The following is a 6428-nucleotide window of genomic DNA, read 5'->3' as shown; positions in this document are numbered from 1 at the left end:
TTGGGTTCTTCTGTAAATTGATTGTTTGTGTACCGCATTAAAATCTTACCGCCGGTGGGACCGGTGGCATTGCTTAACCGCTCAAACTCCAGGGCAGAAAACACATTGGCAAACCTGCCGTAACCGTATTGTTTCAAGGGTGTCGGCTCAAGAGCATCATAACCCGTCGCAAGAATAATACTGCCTGAGTCTATCTGTATGTTCTCTTCTTTCATAAAATGATCAATGGCCTTTGCCTCACATACATTGATACATTCCATGCATTCACAGCAGGTCGCACAATTCAGACACCTTCCGGCTTCCTTTACGGCCTGCTCTTCTGTAAGAGTTGCCTCTACTTCTTCAAAAGACTGAACTCTTTTTTCAGGAGCTGAACATAAAACGCAGGCCCTTTCTTCGACCAATGTGCTTAAGGGAATGTCTGCATAATCTTCTTTATTCACCCCCTGATTTATCGCATTATTATGGCCCGTCTCAGTGTCATCCTGATCCATTTCAATTTTATTAATATAATTATCAATACCAATGGCTGCCTTTCCCCCCTGGGCAATGGCTTCAATGACACTGGCAGGACCGGTTACCATATCCCCCCCTGCAAAAACATTTTCAAGGGATGTCTGCAGGGTGGCAGGATGGGTCTTTATCCTGTTGTATTTTGTAATCTCAAGACCGGGCATGGACTCAGCCCAGGACAAATCTGTTTTCTGCCCGATGGCCGGGATAAGGGTATCACACTCAATGATAAATTCAGACCCGGGGATATTTACCGGTCGCCGTCGTCCGGAATCGTCCATTTCTCCCAGTTCATTTTTAATGCACTCCAACCCAACTATTCTGCCGTCCCTGCTGATAATTTTAACGGGTGCCGTCAGGGTAAGAAGTTCGATATTCTCCTCAAGGGCCCCTAAAATTTCTTCCTCATAGGCCGGCATTTCATCCCTTGTCCGCCGATAAATGATGGATATTTCACAGTCTTTGATTCTTTTTGCACATCTTGCCGCATCAATGGCCACATTACCACCGCCAACGATCATCACCTTTTTACCGCAGTCTGTCTTATTGCCCAGATTTACATCCCGCAAAAAAGTTATGGCATCAATAACTCCCTTTGTTGAGTCTTCATCTTCCAGTCCAAGGGAGAGAGATTCATGGGCACCGGAACTTAAAAAGACGGCACAAAACCCATCCTTTGTCAGGCTTTCAAATGTGATATCAGATCCAAACGCGGTGTTGGTCACAAGGGATATCCCATGGGCCAGAATATAGTTAATTTCTCCATCAAGGACATCAGCAGGCAGCCGGAAGTCCGGGATCCCGGTTTTCAGCATGCCGCCGGGAACAGGCAATTTTTCAAAAACGGTGACCTGGTATCCTTTAAGGCGTAAAAAATAAGCGGCTGTCAGTCCGGCAGGTCCAGCTCCGATTACAGCAATCTTTTCTTCCCGGTCAATTATCTCCGGAATATCTTCCTTTTTAAGATTTGCCCTGTCTGCAGCAAATCGTTTCAGCTCTTTAATGGCAATGGGTTTATCAACCAGTTTTCGCCGGCACTCAGCCTCGCACGGATGGGGGCAGACCCTTCCCAAAACACCCGGAAACGGGGCCTTCTCCATGATCAACCGGGCAGACTGATTATATTTTTTTTGTTTAATCAGCTGAATATACCCCTGTACATTGATCCCGGCAGGACAGGTTAATCGACAGGGAGCTGTATCTTTTTTCTCAATATTAAAGGTAATGGGAATTGCCTGGGGAAACGCCCTGCCAATAGCCTTTCTTGATGCCATACCCAGATCCCACGGGTTGGGGATGGAAACCGGACAAACCGTTTCACATTCACCGCAGCCGGTACAAAGGTCTTCGTTAATATAACGTGATTTTTTCCTGACATCCAATGTAAAGTTGCCGATAAACCCTGAAACATTGGTGACCTCACTGAAGCTGAGCAGCTCAATATTCGGGTCTTGTCCGACTTCCACCATTTTGGGGGTGCCGATACAGGCTGCACAGTCAAGGGTTGGAAAAGTTTTGTCAAATTGAAGCATATGGCCGCCAATGGTGCTGTCTTTTTCAATCAGATATACCTTATGACCTGAACTGCCAATATCAATGGCCGCCTGCATACCGGCAATGCCGCCGCCAATGATTACCACGTCCGGATTGACATTAGATGTTTTTGTTTCAAGATGATGATGGAACTTCACTCGTTGAATGGCAGCTGTCACCAGGTGCTTTGCTTTCTGGGTGGCAAGGTCTCTATCCTTGGTAACCCAGGAGACCTGTTCTCTCACAGAAGACATCTGAAAATAGTAAGGATTGAGCCCTGCCCGCCTACAGGCTTCCATAAAGGTTTTCCCGTGAAGCCTTGGAGAGCACGAAGCCACCACTACACGGTTCAGCCCCAGTTCCCGGATGTCTTTTTCAATCATGGCCTGGCCGGGTTCCGAACACATGAATTTATAATCCCGTGATATCTCAATCCCTTCCAGGGGCGCAACATAGTCCCTGACAGCTGCAACATCCACCTTGCTTGCAATATTCAACCCGCAGTGGCAAATATAAAAACCAATCTTGCAGGGTTGAGATCTCAAACGGACAATCTTTCCGGATTCAAGTTTTTCAGACGCCAACTTTTCAGGCCCCAACTTTTCAGACATGGATACCTCCAATTTGGTTTATAATTAACCTTCACCTTCTTTAAAAATCCTTTTTCACCGGGGGAAGTTTAATAATGAATTCAGACCCCAGATCTAAAATGCTTTCCACAACAATGGTTCCTTTGTGTTTTTCAATAATTCCATAGGCTGATGACAGCCCCAGTCCCACCCCGTATCCTTCATTTTTTGTGGTAAAAAAAGGCTCAAAAATAAAATTTAAGTCCTCTTTTGAAATACCCTTTCCATTGTCTTTTATGGAAATAAAAACCAATTTTTCTTCCGAATTAAAACCTGTCCTGATCTCCAGAACTCCGCCATTTTCCATGGCATCAATGGCATTAAAAATCAAGTTAATTATACATTGTTCAAGCTGGTTAAAATCTCCATAAACATGGGGAATATCAGAATCATACCTGACTTTTAAAACAATATTGCTCAACTCAAGCTTATGGCTGCACAGCAAGAGGCTATGTTGAATCAGTTCAGTGACATCAATATTTTTTTGTTCCAGCTTTGTTTTCCTTGAAAATTTCAACAGCCCGGAAACAAGCTCGGAACATCTTTGGGTCTCAGATTCTATGATTTCCAGGTAGGAATTGAACTTATTGGCTTGATTCTGTCTCTGGTCCGGTGTCAGCGCCGATTTTAACCCCGATTTAAGATTGGAGGTTTTTCCACTGATACGGATCATGAGCCTGACATAGTTTAAGATTCCGGATAATGGGTTGTTAATTTCATGAACCATGCTTGCAGCAAGCCGTCCCAAAGATATCATCTTTTCCCGGTGAAGCAGTTTTGCCTGGTCCGTCACTTCCTGCTCCAGGATTCTAAGATCCCTTAAATCACTGATGAAAAGTACCATATAGTTTTGGACCCTGTCCCGGGAGAGAATGAACCCTGAAATCTGGACCGGAATATCCTTTTTTTCCAGTGAAAACATGGAAGTTTCATAGAGAAACAACCTGTTTTTACCGCCAAAATCACTGCCTGCCAGATCGTCTTTTAATTTTGAAAACCATTCCGGTTTAAAAAAAGCCTTTACCGTCATTTTTTTTAATACCCGAACTTTTGGATACCCCAGAAGCTTTTCCATGCTCCGGTTATAGGTCACAATAATATCGTTTTCATCGCATCCAAGAATCCCGTCCATTGAGTTTTCAATGAGACTGCTTTGAAAATTTACATTCTTTACCAACTCAGAGCTGGTTTTCAAATTTTCATTTTCAAGAAGAGTGGTGTAATCAGACAATTGTTTTTTATCAACATACCGTTGCTTGGCCCGTTTCAATGCCATATGCAGGGCAGCATCATCAATGGGTTTTGAAATAAAATCAGAGGCATCATATTGCAGGGCTTTGACAGCTTTTTCAATATCTCCAAATCCTGTGGTAACAATGACTTCAGTTTCAGGTTTAATTTTTTTTATTTTTTCAAGAACTTCAAGGCCGGTCAGACCCGGCATTCTGATATCCGTGATAATGATCTGGGGTTCTTCTCGTGTGGCAAGCATGAGGCCCGTATGCCCATCCGGCGCACAAATGACTGAATATCCGGCATCTTTCAGGGTGACTGTCATAATGTCCCGGATATCTTCATCATCATCTATCAGAAGTATCTTCCAATTTATGGGCAACCCCATAAGAACTCCTGTTGTTTATATTTACCGAATTATACCAAATTATACCAAAATTACCAAAATTACCAAAATTATAAAGAGCAAACAACATGCCAGAAGGATGTGAATCAGGCTTTCATAATAGAGCCCTTTATTTATAAAAAATCAAGCCTTATCTAAACTATGTAAAAAAAATAATGCAAAACCAAAAGAGCAAAACTGCGACTCCATAATGACGCAATATTGCAACTATACCAAAGAATTATCTTCCCTGCACCCCGGCATTAAAAAAGACGGGGAAAGGGGATTACCCTTGGCATAGGACTCAAGAACTTCGTTGACATTACCGCCGATAAAGGGAATCAACTGAATGGCACTTGCCTCAATCAGTGTTGAATAGGTTTGAGAAATAGCACCGCAGATAAGAACCTCAATACCCAGAACACTTAGCTCCTCTATAAGGCGAGCCTCTAATTCCGGGTCAAAGGATTTATAAACTATATTTTTTATTTTATCATTTTTGATATCTACGATTAAAAGTGTGTGTGCAGAATCAAAAACGGGTGAAATTCTCTCATCCCAGACCGTAACTGCAACTTTCATCCTAAATTTACCTCACAACGTTAAGACCCTATATGGAAATTTAAAAGCTTCAGCGCCTCGTACCTCCGCCAGATCCCGTCCCCTGACCCATACCGCGTCCTGCGCCCTGACCTTTTCCCATTCCCTGACCTTTTCCCATTCCCTGACCTCTTCCCATTCCCTGACCTCTTCCCATTCCCCGGCCAGCACCTCCCACGCATCTTCCCATGCCTTGTGATCCACTGTTCCCTTGACCCGTATCATCTGCCACCCCGGCCTTCTCGTCAACAGTCGGATTAACAGATGGTTTCAATTCACCTTTTTTGAACGTCTCAACAACATCCTTGATTAAACCTGCCTGTCCTGTGATAACATCAATTTTGCATTCAGAAAACACATTCATGGCATTGGGGCCGCAATTACCGGTCAAAACAGCCTTAACATCCTTTGAATGAATAAAGTTAGCCGCCTGGATACCAGCGCCGCCTCCCATGGATTTATACTCATTTTCAAATACTTCAAAGTTGTTATCATCTGTCTGAATGATTAAAAAATATGCGCACCGACCAAATCGCGGGTCGATTTGGGAATTCATGTCTTTGCCGGTTGAACTTATGCCGATTTTCATCTGTTGCCCCCTGTTATGAAATATGAAAAAATAATATTTTTTAGCTTAACAAGCTTAATAATTTAAATCCAGCAAGGAGTATGCCAATTCACAATTTTATTTTCAGGCAAATCTCATCTTTTAAATCGCCCGTCAATTTTAGGAAGCTTGATCCCGAGTTTGTTAATTTTTCGAAACAGTGTGGTTTTGTGTATGCCAAGATCTTTGGCAGTGGCATTGCGATCATAGTTATTTTTTTTCAAAAATGCTTTGATAACCCTGATTTCTGCTGTCTTCAAGGGAAACTGTGAAGAGTTATCTTCTATTTCTATCATGGATTGTCGTGCAAGCGTGGAAGGCAGATGATCCTGAGTGATATCTCCCTTGGAACACAGCACAAATGCATGTTCGATTATGTTTTCAAGCTCCCTTATATTCCCCGGGTAATCATGTGCCATCAAAATGCCAAGGGCTGTTTTATCTATTCCGCTCACAGATTTTCCGCGTATTTTATTCAGGCTGGCAATAAAATGATCCACAAGAAGGGGAAGATCCTCCATCTTTTGCCGAAGCGGCGGCAATTTTAATTGTACAACATTGATGCGGTAAAAAAGATCCTGCCTGAATGTATTTGCATCAACCATTTTAGACAAATCTTTATTTGTGGCGGCAATGATTCTTATATCTGACTTTTCCTTTTTAACAGCCCCAAGGGGTAAAAATGTCTTCTCCTCTAAAACCCGGAGAAGCTTTACCTGAAAAGAAGGGCTCGTATCCCCGATTTCATCCAAAAGAATCGTTCCTTTGTTTGCAATGGCAAATAGCCCCGGCTTATTTTTAATTGCATGAGTAAAAGCGCCTGCTTTATAACCAAACAATTCCGATTCCAGCAGCGTATCAGGAAGTGCACCACAATTAATCGCGACAAAGGGGTTGTCTTTTCTTAGGCTCAGGTCGTGAATCGCCT

Annotated in this window: 5 protein-coding genes; all 5 read right to left on the bottom strand. The window is 43.0% G+C overall.

Going from position 1 to position 6428, the window contains the following annotated elements:
- Window positions 1-2657, bottom strand: a 2657-nt coding sequence (locus K8S13_RS05310; protein ID WP_291460997.1) for an FAD-dependent oxidoreductase, incomplete at its 3' end; no start/stop codon positions are given.
- 40 nt (window positions 2658-2697) lie between these two features.
- On the bottom strand, window positions 2698-4296 hold the full coding sequence (locus K8S13_RS05305) for a response regulator (RefSeq protein ID WP_291460996.1): 1599 nt from the start codon (window positions 4294-4296) through the stop codon (window positions 2698-2700).
- A gap of 225 nt (window positions 4297-4521) precedes the next feature.
- Complete coding sequence (locus tag K8S13_RS05300; protein ID WP_291460995.1) at window positions 4522-4875, bottom strand: NifB/NifX family molybdenum-iron cluster-binding protein; 354 nt, start codon at window positions 4873-4875, stop codon at window positions 4522-4524.
- 49 nt (window positions 4876-4924) lie between these two features.
- The gene (locus tag K8S13_RS05295; RefSeq protein WP_291460994.1) at window positions 4925-5482 is read right to left on the bottom strand and encodes a NifB/NifX family molybdenum-iron cluster-binding protein; all 558 of its coding nucleotides are present in this window, start codon (window positions 5480-5482) and stop codon (window positions 4925-4927) included.
- A 113-nt stretch (window positions 5483-5595) separates the two neighbouring features.
- On the bottom strand, window positions 5596-6428 hold an 833-nt coding region (locus K8S13_RS05290), incomplete at its 5' end, for a sigma 54-interacting transcriptional regulator (protein WP_291460993.1).

This window comes from Desulfobacula sp., assembly GCF_021107415.1.
Note: the sequence above shows the minus strand (reverse complement) of the source record. Positions and strands in the feature narration are given on the sequence as shown.

Excerpts from the sequence above, each read along its gene's own strand:
- K8S13_RS05305 (WP_291460996.1), bottom strand. The coding sequence starts at position 4,296 with ATGGGGTTGCCCATAAATTGGAAGATACTTCTGATAGATGATGATGAA.
- K8S13_RS05300 (WP_291460995.1), bottom strand. The coding sequence starts at position 4,875 with ATGAAAGTTGCAGTTACGGTCTGGGATGAGAGAATTTCACCCGTTTTT.
- K8S13_RS05295 (WP_291460994.1), bottom strand. The coding sequence starts at position 5,482 with ATGAAAATCGGCATAAGTTCAACCGGCAAAGACATGAATTCCCAAATC.